The sequence below is a fragment of the Maribellus comscasis genome (genome assembly GCF_009762775.1).
GTDB classification, from domain to species: domain Bacteria; phylum Bacteroidota; class Bacteroidia; order Bacteroidales; family Prolixibacteraceae; genus Draconibacterium; species Draconibacterium comscasis.
On record NZ_CP046401.1, the window covers coordinates 5,419,295 to 5,442,560 of the forward strand.

General features: G+C 36.7%; 16 protein-coding genes. 5 read left to right on the forward strand and 11 right to left on the reverse strand.

Annotation, left to right across the window (positions count from 1 at the left end):
• Positions 1-437 precede the first annotated feature (437 nt).
• The gene (locus GM418_RS21925; protein ID WP_158869354.1) at positions 438-689 is read left to right on the forward strand and encodes a hypothetical protein; all 252 of its coding nucleotides are present in this window, start codon (positions 438-440) and stop codon (positions 687-689) included.
• Here the strand turns inward: GM418_RS21925 and GM418_RS21930 are convergent.
• Complete coding sequence (locus GM418_RS21930; RefSeq protein WP_158869355.1) at positions 686-1,573, reverse strand: TIGR01777 family oxidoreductase; 888 nt, start codon at positions 1,571-1,573, stop codon at positions 686-688. The two genes, GM418_RS21925 and GM418_RS21930, sit on opposite strands and share 4 nt — an antisense overlap.
• A 132-nt stretch (positions 1,574-1,705) precedes the next feature.
• On the opposite strand from GM418_RS21930, the gene GM418_RS21935 reads away from it, so the two are divergent.
• From GM418_RS21935 to GM418_RS21945, 3 genes are read left to right on the forward strand one after another with little or no spacing between them, the layout of a single operon-like run.
• Entirely contained in the window at positions 1,706-3,472 is a 1,767-nt protein-coding gene (locus GM418_RS21935; RefSeq protein ID WP_246222759.1) for a chloride channel protein, read from the forward strand.
• The gene (locus GM418_RS21940) at positions 3,456-5,261 is read left to right on the forward strand and encodes a chloride channel protein (RefSeq protein WP_246222760.1); all 1,806 of its coding nucleotides are present in this window, start codon (positions 3,456-3,458) and stop codon (positions 5,259-5,261) included. The genes GM418_RS21935 and GM418_RS21940 overlap by 17 nt, the downstream gene beginning before the upstream one ends.
• 16 nt (positions 5,262-5,277) lie before the next feature.
• On the forward strand, positions 5,278-6,273 hold the full coding sequence (locus GM418_RS21945; protein WP_158869357.1) for a glycosylasparaginase: 996 nt from the start codon (positions 5,278-5,280) through the stop codon (positions 6,271-6,273).
• Between the two features lie 45 nt (positions 6,274-6,318).
• Here the strand turns inward: GM418_RS21945 and GM418_RS21950 are convergent, their stop codons facing one another.
• From GM418_RS21950 to GM418_RS21960, 3 genes are all read right to left on the reverse strand, one after another.
• On the reverse strand, positions 6,319-12,234 hold the full coding sequence (locus GM418_RS21950; protein WP_158869358.1) for a leucine-rich repeat domain-containing protein: 5,916 nt from the start codon (positions 12,232-12,234) through the stop codon (positions 6,319-6,321).
• Positions 12,235-12,356: 122 nt separating this feature from the next.
• Positions 12,357-12,785 (reverse strand): RNA recognition motif domain-containing protein, encoded by a 429-nt coding sequence (locus GM418_RS21955; RefSeq protein WP_158869359.1) that lies wholly within the window; start codon positions 12,783-12,785, stop codon positions 12,357-12,359.
• 346 nt (positions 12,786-13,131) lie between these two features.
• Positions 13,132-13,854 carry a cytidylate kinase-like family protein gene (locus tag GM418_RS21960; RefSeq protein WP_158869360.1) on the reverse strand — a complete coding sequence of 241 codons (723 nt, stop codon included), beginning with the start codon at positions 13,852-13,854 and terminating at the stop codon, positions 13,132-13,134.
• 242 nt (positions 13,855-14,096) lie between these two features.
• Here GM418_RS21960 and GM418_RS21965 point away from each other — a divergent pair, with 242 nt between their 5' ends.
• Positions 14,097-15,143: a Gfo/Idh/MocA family oxidoreductase gene (locus GM418_RS21965; protein WP_158869361.1), complete on the forward strand. Its 1,047-nt coding sequence runs from the start codon at positions 14,097-14,099 to the stop codon at positions 15,141-15,143.
• 3 nt (positions 15,144-15,146) lie between these two features.
• Here GM418_RS21965 and GM418_RS21970 read toward each other — a convergent pair whose 3' ends face one another.
• The 7 genes from GM418_RS21970 to GM418_RS22000 all read right to left on the reverse strand — a co-directional run bounded on the left by GM418_RS21970 (position 15,147) and on the right by GM418_RS22000 (position 23,247).
• Complete coding sequence (locus GM418_RS21970) at positions 15,147-17,816, reverse strand: TonB-dependent receptor (RefSeq protein ID WP_158869362.1); 2,670 nt, start codon at positions 17,814-17,816, stop codon at positions 15,147-15,149.
• Positions 17,767-18,651 (reverse strand): FecR family protein, encoded by an 885-nt coding sequence (locus tag GM418_RS21975; RefSeq protein WP_158869363.1) that lies wholly within the window; start codon positions 18,649-18,651, stop codon positions 17,767-17,769. The genes GM418_RS21970 and GM418_RS21975 overlap by 50 nt, the downstream gene beginning before the upstream one ends.
• A gap of 12 nt (positions 18,652-18,663) precedes the next feature.
• On the reverse strand, positions 18,664-19,164 hold the full coding sequence (locus GM418_RS21980; protein ID WP_158869364.1) for an RNA polymerase sigma factor: 501 nt from the start codon (positions 19,162-19,164) through the stop codon (positions 18,664-18,666).
• A 118-nt stretch (positions 19,165-19,282) separates the two neighbouring features.
• Positions 19,283-19,912, reverse strand: coding sequence for a DUF2490 domain-containing protein (locus GM418_RS21985; protein ID WP_158869365.1), 630 nt, complete (start codon positions 19,910-19,912; stop codon positions 19,283-19,285).
• A 5-nt stretch (positions 19,913-19,917) separates the two neighbouring features.
• Positions 19,918-20,592, reverse strand: coding sequence for a DUF4956 domain-containing protein (locus GM418_RS21990; protein ID WP_217447562.1), 675 nt, complete (start codon positions 20,590-20,592; stop codon positions 19,918-19,920).
• A 54-nt stretch (positions 20,593-20,646) separates the two neighbouring features.
• The gene (locus tag GM418_RS21995; protein ID WP_158869366.1) at positions 20,647-21,444 is read right to left on the reverse strand and encodes a polyphosphate polymerase domain-containing protein; all 798 of its coding nucleotides are present in this window, start codon (positions 21,442-21,444) and stop codon (positions 20,647-20,649) included.
• A gap of 6 nt (positions 21,445-21,450) precedes the next feature.
• The gene (locus GM418_RS22000; RefSeq protein WP_158869367.1) at positions 21,451-23,247 is read right to left on the reverse strand and encodes a carbohydrate-binding domain-containing protein; all 1,797 of its coding nucleotides are present in this window, start codon (positions 23,245-23,247) and stop codon (positions 21,451-21,453) included.
• Between the last annotated feature and the right edge of the window lie 19 nt (positions 23,248-23,266).

The window sequence follows — 23,266 nt, forward strand, 5'->3', positions numbered from 1 at the left end:
GGCGAGCATTGGATTTTCTTTCTGGCATATGGCAAAATTCAATTATTGAAGTCTCTGTATCAGGCTTGTGTATGGATTTGTCATGAGCTAAAATGTAATTTATGTTTCAGAGATGTTGAATGGGAGGTATCTTTGTTGTTCCGGAAATTGTAAAAAACATAATGCGTCGAGTATTAGTATTTGTTTGATTAATAGTTTTTTATGAGAATTTAGTGATTCTGTATTTAAGCCTCGTTTTTCAAATTTCTTTTAATTTTTTTTTTGTATTTTCAAAATTATGTTGTTTTCTTGCTCTTCTTTTAATTTTGTCTTAATAATCATAGTTTTTTCAAAAATTAAATAAAACTTACCGAATTTTTATGATATCTTCAAACTAACGCAACCAAAATCACGTTATAAACATCAGGACGTAAAGAATGATTGAAATGAAGACTCAAATGCATAAACTTCAAAATATGATTTCCAGAGAAAAGAGATTATGGAAAATAGGAAAAGGTGTTTTTTATCTCTTCAGTTTAAGTTTTATGGTTTTTTGGGGGTATGTAAAAGCCGATATTGAATCACCGAAAGAAAAAAATATTGTTGTACCTGAAAAGCAGGAAATATCAAGCGAACAGCAAAAAAGCGACACACTTTTTTATGCTTTTAGTAAAATAATTGATGATTTTACTAAAAAGAATTATAACTAGGAAGTTATCTGTTTTAAAGCCGAATCGATGTCGGGGTATTTAAAATGAAATCCTGATTCCAATAGCTTTTTTGATGAAACGGCAGGGGATTCAGTAATTAATTTTGCCGCATCTCCATACAATAATCTGAAAATAAGTCCCGGAATAAACAAGAAAGCAGGTCGGTTTAAGCTCTTTGCGAATGCTTTGGTAAATTCTTTGTTTGTTATTTCTTTTGGTGCTGTCAGATTGAAGGTTGCTGTAGTTTGATATTTTTCCGCAGCCCACAAAAATGCTTTCGCGACATCCTTTTCATGGATAAATGGAAACGCTTGTTTCCCATTTCCAATCGTTGCTCCAAGGCCCAATTTAAATGGAAGTAGTAAGTATTGAATTGTTTTTGCTTTTTTCCCTAAAACTAATCCAATTCTGAAAACGTTTTTTTGAATATTTTCAGGTAGCTCTTCAAGTGCATTTTCCCAATCAAGTACCACTTTACCAACAAATCCTGAATCAAATCGATTACTGTTTTCATCGTGGTATTCACCTGTTTTATAGATTCCGATTGCAGAAGCTGAAATTACTTTTTTTGGGCGTTGGTGGGGCAGCAGCAAATGAATAGCTTTTACCAGCTTTTGCGTTGTAGTTATCCGGCTGGTATAAATGGTACCTTTGTTTTTATTTGTCCACCGCTGAAGAATTGGAGCGCCGGCAAGGTTAATTATCGCATCTGCTCCTTTTAGTTCGTTTTTTAACAGGTCGCTATCGCCATATAAAAGGTTACGGTTTATTCCGGAAACTTTATATCCTGCCTTAACAAATTCTTCCGAAATTAAATTGCCTAAATATCCGCCCGCTCCTGTAATCTTTATTTTTTGATTCTTTTTGATTGTACCGGTATTCATTCTTTTGAAAGAAATATATTTTCACATTTTAAAGCATTTGTTTTAGGATAACAAAAAATTAACAGCTTAAGTTGTGAAAATTCCTTAGTTAAGCTGAGGTTTTGTTAATTTTGCACAGGAATGGGTAAAAAAATGAACATAATAGTTCGATTTCATAAGTGGCGGCTAAGAAATATGAGTGAACGTGGATTTATAACCGCGTTGAGTATTTTGGTTGGTTTGCTGGCAGGATTCGCTGCAGTTGTTATCAAGAACATGGTCAGACTTACTCAGGAAGCTGTAAATAAGCTTATTGCCAGTGAAGTACATAATTATATCTACTTTGCACTTCCCATTGTTGGTATTTTTATAACCGTTATAATTGTGCGGTTTGTAATTCGAAGGGAAGTTCGCCATGGTATTCCAACTGTTCTTTATGGTATCTCAAAAAAGAACGGGAGAATAAGTAATCACAATTTATTTTCATCGGTTGTTGCCAGTTCTTTAACAGTTGGCTTTGGAGGTTCTGTTGGGTTGGAAGGGCCTACTGTTGCTACCGGAGCTGCCTGGGGATCATGGTTATCCCGAGCTTTCAGACTAAACTACAAAAACACAATTCTGATGCTGGCATGTGCCTGCGCAGGAGCTATGGCAGCCATTTTTAAAGCGCCTATTGCTGCAATTGTATTTGCTGTAGAAGTTATTATGATCGACTTAACTGTTTTTTCCCTTGTTCCTTTGTTGCTTTCATCGGCTACTGCGGTGGTTACTTCTTACTTTTTCCTGGGACAGAATGTACTTTATCCTTTTGAAGTAAATGTCGCCTTTGAACTTGCCGACCTGCCATACTATATCGTTTTAGGAATTATAGCAGGATTTGTTTCTGTTTACTTTATTAAAATGTACACCTTTTTTGGGAAGATTTTTGATAAGATGGAAAACAAATGGTTTCGTTTACTACTTGGAGGAGCTGGTCTGGGACTGCTGATATTTTTGTTTCCTTCTCTTTTCGGAGAAGGTTACGAGGCCATAAACTCTTGTTTGGCGGGAGACTTGGAATATTTGTTTAATAACAGCTTGTTTTACGGCTTAAGTGAAGAATTATGGGCGGCACTTGTGCTGTTAACAATAGTTGTTTTATTGAAGATTGTGGCTACTTCGTTAACCTTTGGAGCGGGAGGAGTAGGAGGTATTTTTGCTCCAACACTGTTTATGGGAGTAAATACAGGAATGTTATTTGCGCAATTGATCAACCTTTCAGGTATTCGGCAAATAAATTCAAACAATTTTGCGCTGATTGGTATGGCAGGACTAATTGCCGGGGTGCTGCACGCGCCTTTAACCGGCATTTTTTTAATTGGTGATATTTCCGGTGGTTATAAACTGTTTGTCCCGCTTATGATTACAGCTACTTTTGCATACATCATTGTCCGGACTTTTACTCCAAATTCAGTATATCACATCCAGTTGGCCCAACGAAAAGAGTTATTAACCCACGATAAAGACGCAAACGTGCTGCAAATGTTAAAAGTCAGAAAGCTTATAGAAACTGATTTTGAAAAACTTACTCCCGATGCTACTCTGGGCGACTTAACTAAAGCAATTTCCCGTAATCACCGAAATTTATTCCCCGTGGTTGACGAGGAAGGAAATATGGTTGGGATGCTAAAAATGGATGATGTCAGAGATATGATATTTAATCATGAATTATATGACAAGGTAAAAATAAGTGAATTGATGTACATGCCTGAATACCATATCGATCCCAATGATAGTATGGATGTGGTTGCCAATAAATTTGAATCTTCCGGCAGATATAATCTGGCGGTGATTGAAAATGGTAAATATTTGGGATTTATATCCAGGGCCAGGGTTTTTACCAATTATCGCAAACAGATTAAAGATGTATCGCATATTTAAGTATTGGTGGTTGACGGGTTCAAAGAAGACTTTGAACAAAATTGTGGCGTGGAGAATTGCAAATATTCCTGAACGTAGGTTTCTTTATCTTTTGAGTTTAATTATAGGTTTGCTAAGCGGAGTAGCGGCTTTGGTTTTAAAAAATCTTATTCATTTTGTTGAGGAAGAACTAACCGGGTGGTTTGCTGTTGAGGGATTTAGTTATCTCTACCTGATTTATCCTTTGATAGGAATATTTTTTACGGTGTTGTTTGTTCGTTTTTTTATAAAAGATGATTTAGGGCACGGAGTATCAAAAATACTTTATGCGATTTCAAAAAAAGCAAGCCGTTTGAAACCCCATAACACCTATTCTTCTATGGTAGCCAGTTCTCTGACTATCGGGTTTGGTGGTTCGGTTGGTTCTGAGGCGCCGATTGTGTTAACCGGCGCTTCCATTGGTTCAAACCTTGCACGTATTTTTAAACTGAATTATAAATATGTAACTCTAATGGTTGGGTGCGGAGCTGCAGGTGCTATTGCCGGAATCTTTAATGCTCCAATCGCCGGAATCGTATTTACACTTGAAGTTTTGATGCTGGATATGACAATGGCTTATCTTATTCCTTTATTAATTTCTGCAGTTTCGGCTACTACAATTTCTTTCTTCTTTATGGGAGAAGGTGTGCTGCTCAGGTTTACCCAGATTCAGCCTTTTCATATCAATTCAATTTGGTTTTTTATTATTCTCGGAATTTTTACCGGCTTTCTTGGTTTGTTTTTTACCAGGGCAACGATGTCTCTCGAAAAAAAGTTTGCTTCCATAAAAAGTTGGATTTTTAGGTTACTTGTCGGCGGTTTTGTATTGGGAATATTGGTTCTGCTCTTTCCTCCGCTTTTTGGAGAAGGTTATTCAAGTATCCTGAAAATTTTTAACGGGAATGGAGTTGAACTTCTTGACAGTCCCATATTTTCCGGATGGAAAAATAACGATTATTTGATCATCCTTGTTTTGGCTGGAATACTTTTGTTTAAAGTTGTCGCCATGTCGGCTACTACTGCTTCCGGTGGTATCGGTGGTATTTTTGCTCCAACACTTTTTATGGGAGCAGTGGCTGGTTTTTTTCTCGCGCGTATCATCAATTTAATTTATGATGCCGGTCTTCCTGAGAATAGCTTTGCTCTTGCTGGAATGGCTGGAATGATGGCGGCCGTAATGCACGCCCCTTTAACCGGAGTTTTTCTTACTGCTGAGATCACAGGGGGGTATGGATTTTTTATCCCATTGATTGTAACCTCAACAATTGCGTATGTAACCATAATGCGTTTTGAGCCTCATTCTGTTTATACCAAACGCCTTGCTCAGCGAGGGGAATTAATAACGCATCATAAGGATAAAGCAGTTTTAAAGATGATGAAATTGCGCAAACTTATTGAAACCGATTTTGAAATACTATCACCTGATGCAACTTTACGGGATTTGGTAAAGGCAATATCGCATTCACATCGGAATTTATATCCGGTTGTGGATTCAGAAGGGAAGATGCACGGAATGGTAAAGTTGGCCGATGTTAAGAATTTGATTTTTGAAACAGATTTATATGATTCGGTAAAAGTTAAAGATTTAATGTACATGCCTGAATTTTATATTTCTCCGACAGATAATATGGAGAAGGCTGCTGAAAAATTTGAAACTTCCGGGAGATACAATCTCGCTGTTATTGACGAAGGGAAGTATCTTGGATTTATTTCGAGGGCCGTTGTATTTTCAAAATACAGAAAAACGCTTCAGGATTTCTCACACGATTAATTTAAAAAATAGAAAAATGGTTACCCGACGTTCATTTATTACAAAAAGCTCGCTGGCTTTTGCCGGTTTAACACTTACAAAGTATAGCTCTGCAAAGTATAACTTTCAGAAAGAAAATAAATTACCTGTTGTTGTATCGACATGGAATCACGGTCTGCCGGCAAACGAAGCTGCCTGGGAGACATTAGGGAACGGAGGTTATTCTCTTGACTCGGTTGAAGCGGGAGTTCGTGTGCCGGAGGGAGATCCTCTGGTGATTACTGTGGGATATGGCGGGATACCTGATGCCAAAGGAAAAGTTACATTAGACGCCTGTATAATGGACGAAAAAGGACGGGCAGGAAGTGTGACGTATTTGCAACATATCAAACACCCTGTTTCTGTAGCGCGACTGGTGATGGAAAAAACTCCGCATGTGATGTTGAGCGGAAAAGGAGCATTGGAATTTGCTTTGGAAAATGGTTTTGAAAAAGAGAAGTTGCTCACTCCCGGGAGAAAAAAAGAATGGAAAAAATGGAAAAAGGAAAAGCGTGGGTTCAGTTCTAAAATCAATATTGAAAATCAGCTGGAAGAAAATCATGATACCATTGGTATGCTGGCTATCGATGATAAAGGAAGATTATCGGGAGCCTGCACCACCAGCGGAATGGGCTACAAATTACCGGGCAGGGTGGGAGATTCACCTATTATTGGTGCCGGTCTTTTTGTTGATGGAGAGATAGGGGGTGCAGTAGCGACTGGAACAGGAGAATTGGTGATGAAAACATTGGGGACATTTTTGGTCGTTGAAATGATGCGTAGCGGAAAATCACCGGCACGGGCCTGCGAGGAAGCGGTAAAACGAATTGCACGAAAAATTCCGGATTACCAAAATCACCAGGTAGGTTTTCTGGCGTTGAATGTAAAAGGGGAGTACGGCGCTTATTGTATCCAACCCGGATTTAATTATGCGGTTAAAACAGCATCTTTTTCAGACTTGGTAGATGCGGAGGCCTGGTTGAAAAAGTTATAAAAAAGGAGCAGTTTGCATTTCTTGCAAAAACTGCCCCGTTGAAATCTATTTAATGATTACTTTTTTATTGATTATTTCCCTGTTTTCATCCTCTATTCTAAAAAGATAAATACCGGGTACAAACGCCTGAATTTCTATCCAGTCAGATTGAAAATCCTCTTTTTCGAGAATTAGAACCCCGGCTAAATTAAATGCCTGAATATTTACGGTTTTATTTCCTGTTTCAACAAAAATACGTTGCTTGCCCGGATTGGGGTAAATCCGGATATCCTCAATGACAGGTTTTTCTATTCCATCGGGAATTAGCACGGAAAGTTTTAAGGTATCAGAAAACAATGTTAATTCAGGGAAAACCGAATTTGTAACCTGGCAGGTATATTTGCCACTGTCAGCCAAAGCTGCGTTTTCGATTAAAAAGGTCAATTGGTTTGCACCTGTAATTTCTGTTCCATCCTTATACCATACAAGGTCGTCCGATTCTCCGCGAGTATAGTTGCTTATTGTAAATTCAATATTTTGATTTATAAAAACAGCAGTATCGATTGAGTTGCCAATTTTTGCCTGTGGAGCGTAAATGAACTCGTTAATCGAATTTAGTTCATTAACGCTTGGCTCCAAATCAGCAAAGACAAATTTGTTGTTTGCAATGTTCAGGTATTCCAACGTCGATTCTTCTGAAATAATTGAAGTTTTTAGTGCACTTTTTTCAAATAACGATGTAAATATTCCGTTGAAATCGTTATTTGACAAATTCAGCCATTTTAGTGAATCGAAATGTGCAAAATAGGCTGAAATATCTCCTTCCAGATTTAAGCCGGAAAGATCAAGAGCTGTTACATGTCCATTTTCAACTGTTATTCTTTCCCACTCGCCAACAGAATAATTTATTGTATCTGACCAGTTTGTATTTTCTGACCAGTTGTTTCCGCCAAAATTATCGAAGATTTCTATAAGAGCTTCATACTCTGAAAACGGAACTCCGGCTCCTTTTATTTTTTCAGTAACCTGAACGGTTGTTGTTCTGCTGTAAAGCGTTAATTCAGTAGCAACAGTATTGTTTATTTTGCAGTAATACCTTCCGGCATCTGAAAGTTGCAATTCTGTTAAATCAAGTGTTGCCAAAGTTGCACCTGGTATGCTATTGCCGTTTTTAAACCATTGATATTGGTCAGACGGACCGGCAAAATAATTCCCGATAAATAAGATAAGATTTTCGCCCGGTGACGCTTGTTGCAATGTTGAAACGCCGATAGAATCCTGTGGGGCATAAATAAATTCATTAAAACTGTTGTAGTTTTCCCAAGAGAAAATAGCCTCGATATCGTTAAACTGGAGCTGGTTTCCTTCAAGATGTAAAGTGTCCATTAATAACAATGAAGATAACTCATCAGGTATTTGCCTATTATCGTCTGAAAGGGTTAAGCTTTTCAGAACAGACGATTTTAACATGGTATCAATAAATCCAATAAGGTTATTATCAACGTTAATTTTAACTACATTTTCCAGGTTTTTCAGCTCTTCGGGGATGGGCCCGGTTATTTGGTTGCCATCTATAAGAAACCATCCAAGATTTGTGAGATTTCCAATGCTTACAGGGATAGTTCCAACTAAATTGTTATTTGATAATCCCAGATATTCCAGGCTTGTTAATTCTCCTATCGAAAAAGGTATCTCCCCGGTTAGATTATTTTCCTGAAGTGCCAAATGATTTAGCTTAGTAAGGTTTCCAATTTCGTTGGGGATAGTTCCTTCAAGATTGTTGGCCTCAAGACCTAATCTTTCCAAGTTTATTAGATTTCCAATTGTTTGAGGTAATGTTCCGGAAATTTTACACTCACTTAAGTAGAGGGTTCTCAAGTTTGTTAGCTCAAATAATCCTAACGGAAGTTCTCCACTCAGGTTGTCTGATATAATTACAAACGATTCCAGTTTTGTAAGGTCTTTAATGCTGTTTGGAATGCTTCCGTTAATATTATAATTTTCGTATGGGCCAAAATAAATTTCAGTAACATGTCCGCTATCTACTGTAATTCCATACCAATCAGCAACCGAATGATTGATAGTATCAAGCCAGTTGGTGTTGTTTGTCCAATTGTCCCCATTTGTTGAGTTGTAAAAGTCGAGGAGTGCATTGTATTCAGAAAGCGGAACTCCGGCATCTTTTATTTCTTCAGCAAGTTGAACGGTTATAGCCCTGCTGTAAAGTGTTAATTCTGTAGCAATCGGATTGCTTATTTTACAATAGTACCTTCCTGCATCCGAGAGTTGCAATTCTGTTAAATCAAGTGTTGCCAAAGTTGCACCTGGTATGCTATTGCCGTTTTTAAACCATTGATATTGGTCAGACGGACCGGCAAAATAATTCTCGATAAATAAGATAAGATTTTCGCCCGGTGACGCTTGTTGCAATGTTGAAACGCCGATAGAATCCTGTGGGGCATAAATAAATTCATTAAAACTGTTGTAGTTTTCCCATGAGAAAATAGCTTCGATATCATTAAACTGGAGCTGGTTTCCTCCAAGGTAAAGTGTGTCCATTTGGAGTAAGCTCGCTAGTTCATCCGGAATTTGACGATTATTATCAATGACAGCACTTTTGTTCAAATCGATTTCTCCAAGTAAATTATAGTCAATATCAAATCTGTAAATGTTTTCCAGATTCTTGAGTTCAACGGGCAAAGGACCTACAAGTTGGTTGTGGCTTAGATCTAATGCATGTATATTGTTCAGGTTCCCAAGTGAGGCAGGGATCGTGCCGGTTAAGAGGTTGTGTTCCAGATTGAGATGTCTTAGATGGATTAAATTTCCTAACTCTTCAGGAATAACCCCTGAAAGCAAATTTCTGTCCATAAGTATTATTTCAAGACTGGTTGCTTTGCCGAGTTCAGAAGGAATATTGCCATCAAGCTTGTTACGACTAAGTTCCAGTGATTTTAGCTTTTTCAATTGGCCGATACTGGCTGGTATTTCTCCGCTTAGGTTATTATTGCCAAGATGGAGTCTTTCGAGGTTGGTTAATTCTCCAATCCAGGAAGGGAGGGGGCCCGTAATATTATTGTCAAAAACATAAAATTCTTCCAGGAAAATTAAATCTGTAAGTTCCTCAGGCAAAGCGCCGGCAACATTTGTAGAGTCCATTCCCAACATTCGCACATGACCATCTTCAACCCGCACTCCAGCCCATTCTCCAACAGTACAGGTTACCGTGTCCAACCAGTTCTCGTTCCATTTCCAATTTTCTCCGTTGTTTGCCGAATAAAATTTTTCCAATGCTTTGTACTCCGAAAGTGGAATTCCTGCGCCAGCAGGGAAAAGAGGATTTAAAATTTTATATTTACTGTACAACGTAAGGTCTGGCACTTCAGGATTAGTTATTTCAACACGATAGGCACCCGAATCAGTAAATGTTACGGATTCGAAGTTTAAAACAGAATTCGTTTCGCCTTCCATTATTTCACCATATTTATACCATTGAAACTGGTCGTTTTCTGAAATGAAGTTTTCTGATATGCTGAATTGAAAGGGTTCTGATATAAATACAGCAGTATCCTCGAAGTAATCAACTTCCTTTTGGTTCTGGTAATAAAAATTATCTGAAAAATTTTCATAATTCGAAATGGAAAAGGCAGGTAAAATGTCATTAAAAATTAATTGATTATCATTAAGCAATAATGTATCTAACTTGGCTAAAGAATCGATTGCCTCAAAATTAAAGCCGGTTAAATAATTATTGACTAACTCGATATCACGTAACTCCGGTAGTTGAGCCACATTTTCGAAGGCACTGTTTTGTAAATTGTTTTCGTTGAGAGTAATCCTGGTTACATGTCCGTTTTCAATAGTGATACCGTACCAATCAGCAACAGAATGATTGGTTGTATCAAGCCAGTTGGTATTATTCGTCCAATTGTTTCCGTTTGTAGAATTGTACAAATCAGCAAGGCTAAAGTACTCCGAAAGTGGAATTCCTGCGCCAGCAAGGAAAAGGGGATTTAATATTTTATCTTTACTGTACAACGTAAGGTCTGGTACTTCGGGATTAGTTATTTCAACACGATAGACACTCGAATCAGCTAATGTTACGGATTCGAAGTTTAAAACAGAATTCGTTTCACCTTCCATTATTTCACCGTTTTTATACCATTGAAACTGGTCGTTTTCTGAAATGAAGTTTTCCGATATGCTGAATTGAAAGGGTTCTGATATAAATACAACAGTATCCTCAAAGTAATCAACTTCCTTTTGGTCCTGGTAATAAAAATTATCTGAAAAATTTTCATAATTCGAAATGGAAAAGGCAGGTAAAATGTCATTAAAAATTAATTGATTATCATTAAGCAATAATGTCTCTAACTTGGCTAAAGAATCGATTGCTTCAAAATTAAAGCCGGTTAAATAATTATTGACTAACTCGATATCACGTAACTCCGGTAGTTGAGCCACATTTTCGAAGGCACTGTTTTGTAAATTGTTTTCGTTGAGAGTAATCCTGGTTACATGTCCGTTTTCAATAGTGATACCGTACCAATCAGCAACAGAATGATTGGTTGTATCAAGCCAGTTGGTATTATTCGTCCAATTGTCTCCGTTTGTAGAATTGTACAAATCAGCAAGGCTAAAGTATTCCGAAAGTGGCACTCCCGTACCTGAATAACCACAGTCTTCTGAATAGCTTGCCTGTTCATCTTTTTCCCAGTTGGCATAATTTTCCGAAGCAGTAGGGTCATCCACCTGAATGCAAAATAAGTCAGGATTCATTTCTAAATAGATACTCATATTGCTATTATTCCCATTTCTGAGATTTATGCCGGTAAGTTTGTTGTAACTTGCATCGAGTATTGTCAAAAATGTATTCGAGCCAAGATCTAATCCAGAAATCGTATTATAAAAGCAATAGAGATAACGTAAGTTAGAATTTGAACTTACATCTAATTCCGAGATCTGGTTGCTATAACAATCCAATCTTTCAAGTTGAGCATTGGAACTTAAATTTAGTTCGGTGATTTTGTTGTTACTACATTGTAAGTAATTCAAATTGAGATTAGAACTCAAGTCTAATTTAGAAATTGAATTATTCTTGCAATCCAGAAATATCAATGATTCAAAGTCTTCAATACCGGTTAGATCAGTTATTAGCATATCAGAAACATCCAAAGACTTTAAGTTTTTTATTGCTGGGGTTGGTACTGAGTCGTTAAATATACCATTGTCATATCCTAAATGATACAATGCTCTTTCAAATCTTATATCAGGAACATATGTCATATGTGTAGTGCATGAGGAACAATCTTCAGAGTAAATAGTATATTTTTCTTTAAACCAATAGGTCAGATTGTTTGCAACTTCTACGTTGTCGACCTGTATGCAGAACAAATAAGGATTATTTTCTGCGTATAATAACATATTACTGTTGTTCCCATTTTGCACATTTAAACTCGTAAGGCTGCTATTGTTTCCAACTTCAACATTTGTTAACATTGGATTTGAGCTTAAATCTAAACTTGATATTTGGTTGCTGTTGCATTGAACTATTGTTAACTTAGGATTTAAACTTAAATTTAAGAATGAAATTTGGTTATTGCTGCAACTTATTACTGAGAGATTTGAGTTTGAGCTTATATCAATATTTGTTAGTTGGTTGTTAAAACAGATTAATCTCTCCAATGCCAAATTGCTTTTAACGTCAAGCGAGCTTAACTGATTATCTCCACAAAACAAATCTTTTAATATAGAAAAATCCTCTATCCCGGTAAGGTCGCCAATATTCTTCCCACTTACATCAAGAATTGTCAAAGTATCAATATTCACTGTAGGCACTGAATCATTCAACTCCCCGGAATCATATCCCAGGTCGATGAGAGCTTGTTCAAAGTTATCGTCGGGAACATAGGTGTTTTGTGCGTTAAGGTTGGCAAATGTAAAAAACAGAAGAAATGCGAAAAGGAGGTTTACTCGTTTCATTGAATTTGGTTTTTATTGATTTTTAACAAAATAAAAATAATAAAATAATGAAACGTGCATATCGTTTTATGTTTTTTAAAATAAAAAAAAGCCACTCAAATGAGTAGCTTCCTTTTTCTTTTCTAATACCTGTCGTTTTCTCTGTCGGAATAACCACCGCCGCCACCGCGGCCCCGGTTATCGAATCTTCGGCCACCGCCGCCGCCACCGCGGCGATCATCGCGGCGTTGGAAGCCACCGCCGCCACCTCTGTTTTGGAAACCACCTCTATGCTGGCCTCCAAAACCACGACCGCCAGAGCGGTTTTCAGTGCGTGGATTGGCTTGTTTAACAACAATCTGATTCCCATCCTGTTCACTTTCGTTGAGGGCGTTGATTGCTTCATTCGCTTCGTCGTCATTTGGCATTTCAACAAAGCCAAAACCTTTTGAGTTTCCGGTTTCTCTGTCAAAAATAACTTTGGCAGATGCTACTTCTCCAAACTGTGAGAAGAGTTCTTGTAAGTCGTCACCTGTTGTAGATGAACTTAACTTTGCAACAAATAAATTCATAAAAAATTGAACAAATAATAATAAAATAAATAATTAAATACTGAGAAGTTGTTTTCTCTACCAGATTAGACAATTACTGAACATTTTAGTTCTCAATGATTTTTATACATTGCAGTAAAAATTAAAAACAGTCAATTACTTTACCCAAATAGTAAAAACAATATTTTCTTCCATATACAAAATAACGCACATTTTAGCAGATAATCTAATTTATTTTGTATGATTTTAAATAATTACATTAAAAAACCTTCCCGAAGGAAGGCTCTGTAAGGTGAGATCAATTATTTTTTATTAATAAATCTGATTCAAATTTATAAAATTTAGTTTCAAAAAGAGAATTAATTTTTTAAAGATTGAATTGTGAGCTTATTATTTTTTTGTCTTTTAATATGTTGATAACGGCGTCTACAATCTGATCATCCTCCAGCGATGCATAATTAAAAATAATGTCAAAATCGTTGTTTTCAGCCTTTCTTCCAATAATTTTCTCAATAAAAGAATCCCGTTTTTGATCCATTTCATTAATGTATTTCGCGGCTTCTGCCTGGCTTAGATCTTTGAGCTGCATTACTCTGTTGATTCGCCACTCTGTGGGCGCTTCAAGTCTTATGTTTAGTTTGTCAGGAACATTCCGAAGTATCACTCCTGCCGAGCGACCAACAATAATTTTCCGCCCCGAAGTAGCCAATTTACATATCACTCCTTTAAAAATATCAATTAGCTTTTTGTCTGAGATATCATAAATCGTTTCATTTGAAAAAGCGCGGGCAACTTCTTTCATCATTCTTACTGCTTCAGCTTTGTCATCATAACTTCCGTTATTAATTTCAATTATCATATTTTCAACCACATCTGAAAATATTGATTTATCAACCCAGCTCCACTCTGCGTCGGTTTTTGTTTCCGACATGTAACTGTAGCCTGTTAGAATTTTTGAGAGTTTTATTGCGATACGCTGTGCCGAACAACCTGCCTGACGCGAGATTGTTACTACGGGGCCGGGAAAATCCCCTGTTTCAAGGTTAAAACAGGAAAATGTATGCAAATAGTTGTTTAAAAACCTCTCCATTTTAAGGTGATTATTTTAGGTTAATCATTCGAAGTTACAATCAAATATTTTTTATTTGAACATTATGTGTTATACAATACCTCTTTTTTTTAATGTTATTCAACAACTTTCCCAAACTTTTTAAAAAGGATTAATTTTAAGTTTTAATGTTTTCCGGTTAAATTTATACGATTTTATTGAAAAGAAAATATGTTTTAGGCCAGAGAAAAAGACACGATCTGGTTTTTTAAAGTAATTAAACTATGAATCAGCCGATAAAAGTTGCAATATCTTCGTTTGGATTATCAGGTCAGGCCTTTCACGGGCCTTCTTTAAAAGTAAATTCTGGTTTTGAAGTCGTTCAGGTTTTGGAACGCTCAAAAGATTTATCTCAGAGTTTATTTCCCGATGCAGAAATCGTTCGCAATTTTGAGGAGATAGTTAATAACTCAGCTGTTGAGCTTGTAATTGTAAATACTCCCGACTATCTGCACTTTGAGATGGCGAAACAAGTTATAAACGCGGGCAAGCATCTTGTTGTTGAAAAGCCTGTGGCGCAAAAAAGTGCGGAAGCTGCAGAATTGGTGCAACTGGCAAAAGAAAAAGGTGTGGTGTTTTCTGTGTACCAAAACCGGCGTTTGGATGGCGATTTTTTGACTGTAAAGAAAATTCTGGAGCAGGGAAATCTGGGAAGGCTGGTGGAATTTGAATCACATTTTGACAGATACAGAACTTATATAACACCTGACACCTGGAAAGAGGAAGGTGACGAATATATCGGTGTTTTGCATAACCTGGGTTCCCACATGGTCGATCAGGCTTATGTTTTATTTGGTAAACCATCGTCGGTAAATGCTAATTTGAAAATTGTAAGAACTGGCGGAAATGTAGCTGACTATTATGATATCAGACTGGGATACGAAAATTTTGCTGCGATTTTGAAATGTTCTTATTTGGTTATGTACCCCGGGCCACGTTACAGTTTGTACGGTGAATACGGAACTTTTCACAAATGGGGCATCGATCCGCAGGAAGATGTGCTGCGAACAGGGACGCTGCCACAGGGACCGGATTGGGGAAAAGAAGCAGAAAGCGAATGGGGAAAAATAATCTATGAAAGAGATGGAGTAAAGTTTCTGGGGAAAGTAGAAACCATTCAGGGGAATTATCCCTTTTATTATAAAAACCTGTATGAAGCTATCAGAAAAGGAAAGGAACTGCTTGTAAAACCGGAGGAAACTGTAGAAGTTTTGGAAATTCTGGAAGCTTGTTTGGAAAGCAACAGGAAAAAGAAAATGATAAATTTATAGGAACTAAAACCGGAAGTTCACAAAGAAATTAAAAGTAAGAGACTGGGCTTTTATCAAATTTGTTTCGTTAACTGTACCAGATTCAAAATTGATAACACGCGTATAAATGTCAAGATAGTTTTCGGTGTTAAATGCATTTAAAATTGAAACGCCTGGTTTTATATTTATGTTTTTGATGCTGAAATTATAGTTCATCGAAAAATCAACCCTGGAATAATTGGGTAATCGTTTGTACACACGGGTAGTATTAAAGTTCTCATCTTTACTCGAAGATTGGATGTATGGTTTTCCGCTTGTAAAAACCGTTAGTGTTGAGAAATTCCATTTTTTGTAATTGTAAATGTTGGTCCACTTTACTTCGTGGGTTTGGTCGTAATTGGAGGGAATTTCGTCTCCGTTATTTATTTCATCAAAACTACGAGTGGCTTTACTCAATGAATATGCCAGCCAGCTTGTAAAAAAAGAGCCTTCGTATTTGGCCAGAAAATCAATGCCCATTGCTTTTCCTGTTCCTGAAATAAACGAACTGAACGGAGTTGTACCAGGCGGCTGGTTTTGATTGTTTCTTTGCTCAGGGTCGGCAAAAAACAGATATTCCTGTAGCCCCTTTACCGTTTTGTAATAGCCTTCAACATCAAAATAAAAGTCGTTTTTGTCAAAACTAAATCCGGCAATAAAATGGTTGGATGAAAGAACCGGATTAACATTTCCGTCAGCCAATACCCAAAAATCGCGGTTGTATCCGTAAGTTTGTTCGGTACTTGATTTGTTAATATATTGATAGTACTTGCCGGTTGCAATTTTTAGTGTTATTCCCGATTCCGCAGAATAGCTTGCTGCCAAACGAGGCTCGAGATAAAATTTTTGGGCATTGCTGTAGTAGTTTAATCGGATGCCTGGTTTTACACTAAATTTGTTGTTTATATTGATGTTATCCTGAATAAAACCAGTGTATAAAAAAGCCGAACTTTTTAAATTATCGTAGACAAAATCTCTACTGGCATCTTTATAAAACGTAAACTGATGGTACTTTGCCGAAAATCCGTACTGAATTTTATTTCCGGAATTTAACTGATAATCGTTTCTGAGCGTTATAAAATAATCAATCAGTTCATTTTGTTCATTTATAATATCAGTTCTTTCATTGTCGATAACAACCGTTGAATCTGACGAAACAATGCTAAATGTGATATTTGTATTGTTGTTATAGTTGTTAAAATATCCTGAATGTCCAGCCTGTAAGCTGGTAAAATATTTAGAGTTCCACTGTTTGGTCCAGGTAGCTCCCAAACCATTATTTCCCCACTCGTTTGTGTCTTCTGTGTCTATGTTGCCGAGTTCGTTTGAATTGTTACTGGTACTGTTAAGATTATCTTTTGAACCGTAGGTGCTAAAGGAAATGTTTTCCTGTTCTGTTATCTGGTACGAAAGTTTTAGGTTGTAATCGCTAAAAAAGAATTTTGGTGTGATCACATTTGCATCGGGTTGTGGTAATCTGCGGGTTTGGCCCAGCTTGTCGCTGAGTAATTCATCTGCCAGCCAGGTGGAATAGATATCGGAATAAGCACGTCGGCCCGCTGCAACCAGAGTTAGTTTTTTTGAAATTGGAATTTCGGCTGTTAAGTTTCCACTAATCATGTTTACTCCTCCATAAAATTGTGGCTTGCTTTGATTTCCCGATTTCCCTACAATATCCACGATTGCCGAAACCCGCTCACCGTAACGTGAATCGAAACCTCCGCGGTAGACTTGTATATTTTTTATTACGTTGGGATTTAACGCCGAAAAAACGCCAAAAAAATGATCGAGATTGTATAATGTAAATCCGTCAAGCAAAACCAGGTTTTGGTCGGCAGAACTACCCCGCACATTTAATTGTGATGAATTCTCAAAAGAGCTTATTCCCGGCAAAAGTTGCAAAGCCCTAAAAACATCAGTTTCTCCATAGTTGGGTAAATCGACAAATTTTGATGGATTAAAAACCACATGCCCCGCTTCGTTACTAAAATCTACCATTTCTAGCTTGTCGCCTGTAATGTTTACTGTTTCAATAGTTTGCGATTTCTTCTGAAGGCCAAATCTTAAAAGCGACTCTGTACGTGATGTATTAATCAGCGTATCAAGGTTTTGATACCCCAAATATTTTATCTGTATTAAATTTAAGGTGGAATCGGCTAAACGGACACTAAAGGTTCCTTCAACAGTTGTTGATACGGAAAGGTTTCTTTCCCAAACATAAATGGTGGCATAGGGCAAACGCTCACCCGATTCTTTATCAAAAACAATTCCTGTTAGTGTTTTGAATTTAGGTTTTGTGACTTCCAATTGTACCGGCTGTTTTTTATAAATAAGATATGTATCGTATTTAAATTCAAAAGTGAAACCGGTATTTTTAAGTAAAATTGTTAAAATTTCAGAAGCATCTGATTGACTAATCTTTTGTGAGATCTTTGTTTTTTCCAGTAACTCTGAATCAAAAGAGAGGCGGATACTTGTTTTTTGTGCAACTTCAGTAAGTGCTTTCGAAAGGGGAGTATTATCAAATTCAAAGCTAAAAGTTTGTGAAAAACTCAGTTTGGGGAGAAAATTAAATACAATAAATAAAATAACAACAAAAAGTGTTTTATTCAGGTTTTTCCGATAATATGTTAACTCTTTTATTGTTGATTTCATATTTTAGACCCATAGGAATACAGACCACATCTAGCGCTTCCTGTAAACTCTTGTTTGAGAAAGCAACAGTAATAGAACGGTTTTTATTGCCTTCATAGTTTAGTGAAACGTTAAATTGCCTCTCCAAGGCAGCAAAAATAGAAACAAGTGGTTTATCTTCAAAATAAAAAATTCCCTCTTGCCATGAAATTGTCTTATTTATATTATTTTTTGTGATCTTTTGTAGTCCGTTGGAAGTAAGTTCAGCCATTTCACCGGGGGTAATAATCTGTTCTTCACTCCCGGATGTTACTTTTACTTTTCCTTCAATACAACTAACCCAGAATTCTTGTCCTCGTGAAAATATATTAAGTTGTGTGCCCAGAATTTCAATATTACCGTTTGGTGTCTTAATTAAAAAACGATTCCCTTTTTCCACATCAAAGTATGCTTCTCCTTTTAATTTAAGTTCTCGTTTTTCTGTGAAATTTTTATCAGACCAAACTATTTTGGAATCGGCATTTAACACTACGTTTGTTCCGTCAGGTAACTGAATTTGTGTTTGTTCTGCAAAGGAGGTATGCGCAGTGTTTTTAGCGAAAACAGTTGTTACGGTGTAAATTCCCAGCAGCAATAGAACAGTAGCTGCCGCAGCCTGGAAATAACGGTTTATCCTAACTATTTTTACCGGCTTTTTTTCTTCGCTTTTATTCAAAATAGCATTCAGAATTTCTTCTTCCGGTTTTCCTGGTGGAGTGTAAAATCCTTTAGCTATTTTCAAGATTTTCTCTTCGGAATTCATTTCTCTGAATTCTTTGCGAGACAATATATATTTTTCGGAATCGTTCCTTCTCATGGTACTTTCCCTTTAAATTTTATACTCAATTGTTTTTTTCAATTCGTCAAGGGCATTTTTCATTCTCTTTTCAATTGCTTTTACACTTAGCCCCAAGTGGTCGGCAATTTCGTTATAGGTAAATCCGTCAATCCTGTTCATTAAAAATACTATTCTGTTCTTTTCTTTTAAAGCTCCAATTGCTTTTTCCAGTTTATCATTGAATTCTTTAAATTCCAACTCAAATTCAGGCGATGCCAGATTTTCTTCCGGTTTATACCTTTTGGCAAAGTCGAAAACAACCTGCTGGTGTTCAAATCTGTTTTTGCAAAGGTTTCCGGCAATTGTGTACAATAACGACTTAATAGTCTCTTCCCTTATATCGTCCTTTTTTTCCCATACTTTTGTAAAGGTATCCTGGGCAATATCTTCCGCCATCTCTGCGTCGCCTGTTTTAAAATAAATGTAATTCTTCACAGGCTGGTACATTTGGTGAAACAATTCTATAAATTTGGTTCTATCTATCCCCGGCATTGAATTAATTCTCAGAAAATTATTTTCAATCTCTTTTACTGTATTTAATACAGGCAGATGTTAAATTCCCCTAAAAAAGCGAACGGTTTTATTCGAATAAGATTTAGTAAACTGTTAATTAAAGAGTTAATTTATAGGTAAATCCCAAGATTTTAACCGATTCTTTATCTGAAAAATAGTCATTTATTCTGAAATATGTGCCAATCCGGTGGTGTTTATTTATTTTGTATTCCAAGCCGGCTTCCCATCTTCCTTTGTCAAATTCGCTGTCATCCATGTCTCGGTATATTTCGTAGGCAGCATACGGTTTTAAAGCGAGTTTTTTAAGCGCATACTCCATTTTTAGCCTCACTCGCAGGTAATTTGTTTTGTTGTTATCATCGTCGCTAAAGTCGTCGGAATTTGTATATCTTAGCCGGAGTTGAGTTTCCAGCTTTTCCCATTCATAATTTGTTTTAGCATCAAAAGCAAAGCGCCCGTACCACTGAGAGTCGCCGTTGTTTTTTAAATTGTTTCCCAAACGATATTTACCACCCAATGAAAAATAATCACTGAATTTGTACTCAAGACCCGGTTGAAACAGGTATTCATTTAGTTCAAATTTCTCCTTAAACCGAATTTCCGGAGCAAAGCTCAATTCCAGTTTTTTTGTAAGATCTTTTGATATTTCAAACTCAAACCAGGTACGTTGTGCAAAAACATTTGCGACAAATGCTACCATTAAAATGGTTATAAATACTCGTTTCATTTTTTCTACTCTTTTGAAATAGTTTTCTTTCCGTTTAACTCATTTACATCATGGAAAATCCTGATTTTTGCGATGTCGCGAAGGAAATTAATCTCTTGGATTTCAATTCGTTTTACTTTTATGCCGGTGCGGTTCTCAATGTCTTTCAGCAAACTCTCTTTGTTCAGTAGATGAATGTTTTCGATTTTCTCGTAGGTGATATTCAGAGCAACCTCCTGTTTTAACAGCAAGATTTTTTCCAAAATCCACATGGTAGCAATTATAGCCACATTTGTGAAAAAGAGCTCCAGGTAACTTACCTTTTTGTTTGAGAGGGCGTTGATGACGGAAATACCAATAATTACAAAAAGGTAGGTCATTTCTTTTATTGGAATTGTATCTGTTCGGTAGCGGATAATTCCAAAAATAGCGAACAGGCCCAGTGCAAATCCCAATTCCAGTTTTACACTTTCAAGTAAAAAACACAGTGTGAAGATGGTTGTACTTATTGCAAAGTAACTAAAATAAAAGTCTTTACGCCTGCTGTTTTTTGCGTAAATTAAAAATACTACAATAAAGGTCACAAGCAGGTTAAAACCAAAACGTAAAACCAGTTGTGAAAAATCTTCAATATTGATAAGTTTTATGTCAAGAAATTTTATGTTTGCAAGCAGATAGTGATCAAATAACTTTGTATTCATTTTGATTGTTTAAATGTTTTCTGTATTGAAAAACAGCGTGTTATGCAGCACGTGTTACCCGGCTTTAAATTGTTTCTCAATTTTAAGAATATCGGGTTTAAACCGGTTACGTTTTAATCCCGTTTCGTTTAAAGCTCTTCCCATACAATATTTGCTAAAACTATTTTGGTAAATTTTGTTCTGTTTTAGTGTTTCCGCAATTTTTGACTTGAGATTTCTGCTACCTTGTTTTAATTCAATTATTACAAGGTTATGTACATTTCGGTATTTGGTACCTATGGAATGAAACCTGATGTTGATATCAATGGTACATCGTTCGTTAAAATTCTTGTTAACCAATGTAATACGTTTAAACAAGTTGCCAAATTTTACATCCAGCTCATCAGAATTTAAAGGAGTATTTATATTTATAAATTTTTTTTCCGATTCAGAAAATTCAGAATTAAAATCATTTATCGGCATCCTGATTTTACAGGTTTTCCCTTTGTTGCTTTTTTGTTTTATTTCCAAAAACGAAATGCCTGACATGATATATTTTCGTCTTCGTATTTTCAGTCGGTTCGATTTTCCATTGTGGTGCATGATATAAAAATGGTTATCAGGCGTATCAAAATAGATGGTGTTATACGATTGAATTTTTGTCCCATTGATATCCAGAACATAATAGTCGTTTTTTATTGCATCCAGTATTACCGGCAGATGCTTTCTCTCGAACCAGTATTTTGAATCAAAGCGATTTAGAAGTTTTACATCGTTCATTTCGCTGAGTGAGATACTCTTAAATTCGTTTAATACTTCCAGTTCGCCGTTGGTGCTGTATTTCTCTTTTATTATTTCAGGATAAGCTATCATGAATATTTATTGAATTGTGTATGTCATTGAAGTAATATCAAAACTCACATACACTGATCCCGGTGTATAAGTGCCGCCGGAGAATAGTCCGTCGGTTTCATCACCAGTGGAACTGCCTCCAGTGTATATAGAATAGCTTTCTCCTTTTGTCAGATCGGGCGACGAGAAAGCAACTGATTGATAATTTTTTGAAGGTTTGTAAGTGAGAATTTCCTCTCCTTTTTCCGATTCAACATGGAAGATGGTTCCGCCTGATTTTGTAGAATTAAATTTTACCAACACCGAATATTGGTCAGAACTGGAAGCTGGTGCTTCTGCCATTCCTGAACTTCCGGCAGCGATGAGCAGCCCTCCGGTAATCGTAAACGAACCGTTACAATCGAGTGCTCCGTTTCCACTGTTTGTAGGACCGTCAACCAAAACTGTACCATCCGTCATTTTTATATTACCATTTGAATCGAGTCCGTCGCCTGAAGCATTGATGTATATGTAAGCTCCGTTGATGTATATATAGTAATTTCCCGACGATGTCGAGCCACCTCCCCAGGGACCGCCTCCTCCCATGGCGTCACCTCCGGCAGAGAGGTTAATACCGTCGTCACTCGATTTTATATGAATGGTTCCTTTGTTGATTTCCATATCCCCCTGACCGCTTTCAATTCCTTCATAAGACTTCGTTATATTAATGTCGCCATCGTTGATAACTAAATCGTAATCTGAATGAATTCCGTCGTCACCTGACGAAATCTCATATGTTCCACTATTTATGGTAATGGTTTGGTTTGAGTGAATGGCGTCGTCGGCACAGTTTAGCGAAAAAATACCATCGTCGATAATAATATTTACTCCGGCTTTCAGCCCTTTTGAGGAAGTACTTTCGTAATAAGAGGAAGTACTTCCACTTGTTGTTAATTCAATTTCAGCATATTCAATCATTAAATCGGTCTCAGCTGAAACAGCATCTCCTTTGGCTGAAATATCAAAAGTTCCATCGTAAATTTCAATATATCCTTTGGAGTCGTCGCTGTCATTATCCGATTTTAATCCATCACCATCAGATTCAACTGTAAAATTTCCATTTTTTATAATGATATAGTCTTTCCCGCGGATGCCATCGTCAACAGCAGTAACGGAAATGTTTCCGCTGGCAATAATTAGTCCGTCCTTGCTTGTAATACCGTCGTTAAAATTGGCGTCAACAACAAGTGTTCCTTCACCAAAAATTGTGAGGTCCGATTTACTAAAGATTGCAGCGTTGGGTTCTTCATCTTCTTCATCGTCATAATTGTAAGAACTCCCGTCGGTTAACTTGTTGGTGGTGTTTTCGTTTAAAGCAATCAGTACTTTTTCAGCGCTTTTAATATAGATTGGAGCACTGTTTGAGCAACTAATATCAACACCGTCCAGAATTAAACGAACAATTTCTTCGTCTTCTGTATTCACTATAATTTGTCCGTTGGAAAGCGTTCCCGAGAAACTGTAATTTCCCGCGGCGCCAATAACTATGTTTCCCGATTCAATAGTCACATCATCTGAACTTTCAGTGGCAGAACTTCCATTCAGACTAATTTGAGTTACACTGTTGCTGTCCCACGTATAGTCAGCAGTATCATCGTGATCACCTGCGTTATTGGTAACAGCTTCTTCAATCGTCTCTTCATTTACAACATCTTGCTGCTCTTCCTCTTCAGTTCCTGTTCCCGGAGTTAAACCCTCGCAAGAAGCAAATAGAACAGTTACCACTGCCCAGGCATAAAAAAACCATTTTTTCATATTCTTAAATGTTTCAGTTTTTACTCTCATAATTTTTACAACTTTGAGT

Excerpts from the sequence above, each read along its gene's own strand:
- GM418_RS21925 (WP_158869354.1), top strand. The coding sequence starts at position 438 with ATGCATAAACTTCAAAATATGATTTCCAGAGAAAAGAGATTATGGAAA.
- GM418_RS21930 (WP_158869355.1), bottom strand. The coding sequence starts at position 1,573 with ATGAATACCGGTACAATCAAAAAGAATCAAAAAATAAAGATTACAGGA.
- GM418_RS21935 (WP_246222759.1), top strand. The coding sequence starts at position 1,706 with ATGAACATAATAGTTCGATTTCATAAGTGGCGGCTAAGAAATATGAGT.
- GM418_RS21940 (WP_246222760.1), top strand. The coding sequence starts at position 3,456 with ATGTATCGCATATTTAAGTATTGGTGGTTGACGGGTTCAAAGAAGACT.
- GM418_RS21945 (WP_158869357.1), top strand. The coding sequence starts at position 5,278 with ATGGTTACCCGACGTTCATTTATTACAAAAAGCTCGCTGGCTTTTGCC.
- GM418_RS21950 (WP_158869358.1), bottom strand. The coding sequence starts at position 12,234 with ATGAAACGAGTAAACCTCCTTTTCGCATTTCTTCTGTTTTTTACATTT.
- GM418_RS21955 (WP_158869359.1), bottom strand. The coding sequence starts at position 12,785 with ATGAATTTATTTGTTGCAAAGTTAAGTTCATCTACAACAGGTGACGAC.
- GM418_RS21960 (WP_158869360.1), bottom strand. The coding sequence starts at position 13,854 with ATGGAGAGGTTTTTAAACAACTATTTGCATACATTTTCCTGTTTTAAC.
- GM418_RS21965 (WP_158869361.1), top strand. The coding sequence starts at position 14,097 with ATGAATCAGCCGATAAAAGTTGCAATATCTTCGTTTGGATTATCAGGT.
- GM418_RS21970 (WP_158869362.1), bottom strand. The coding sequence starts at position 17,816 with ATGAAATCAACAATAAAAGAGTTAACATATTATCGGAAAAACCTGAAT.
- GM418_RS21975 (WP_158869363.1), bottom strand. The coding sequence starts at position 18,651 with ATGAGAAGGAACGATTCCGAAAAATATATATTGTCTCGCAAAGAATTC.
- GM418_RS21980 (WP_158869364.1), bottom strand. The coding sequence starts at position 19,164 with ATGCCGGGGATAGATAGAACCAAATTTATAGAATTGTTTCACCAAATG.
- GM418_RS21985 (WP_158869365.1), bottom strand. The coding sequence starts at position 19,912 with ATGAAACGAGTATTTATAACCATTTTAATGGTAGCATTTGTCGCAAAT.
- GM418_RS21990 (WP_217447562.1), bottom strand. The coding sequence starts at position 20,592 with ATGAATACAAAGTTATTTGATCACTATCTGCTTGCAAACATAAAATTT.
- GM418_RS21995 (WP_158869366.1), bottom strand. The coding sequence starts at position 21,444 with ATGATAGCTTATCCTGAAATAATAAAAGAGAAATACAGCACCAACGGC.
- GM418_RS22000 (WP_158869367.1), bottom strand. The coding sequence starts at position 23,247 with ATGAGAGTAAAAACTGAAACATTTAAGAATATGAAAAAATGGTTTTTT.